The organism is Nocardioides abyssi (assembly GCF_030412915.1).
GTDB classification, from domain to species: Bacteria; Actinomycetota; Actinomycetes; order Propionibacteriales; family Nocardioidaceae; genus Nocardioides; species Nocardioides abyssi.
The window spans coordinates 1-240 of sequence record NZ_JAUHJR010000240.1; the positions used below are offsets into that span (position 1 = coordinate 1).

A 240-nucleotide genomic window follows, 5' to 3' on the forward strand; every position below is an offset into this window, starting at 1 on the left:
CGCTCGCTCTGCGCGGGGGTGGACGACCTCGCGGCGTACCTCGACGCGCTCGACCGCCACCCCTGGGTCGGCGTCTGCCTCGACACCTGCCACGTCTTCGCCGCCGGGGCGCCGCTCGACGCGCCGGGCGGCGCGACCGCGACCCTCGACCGGCTCGTCGAGGTGGCGGGCGAGGGCCGGCTGCGCCTGGTCCACGCCAATGACTCGATGGACGTGCGCGGCGCCTTCAAGGACCGCCAC

General features: G+C 76.7%; 1 protein-coding gene. It reads left to right on the forward strand.

Annotated features, from left to right (window positions below):
- Nucleotides 1-240 (forward strand): TIM barrel protein (locus tag QWY29_RS20635; protein ID WP_300963088.1); only part of this gene is annotated, 240 nt, incomplete at both ends.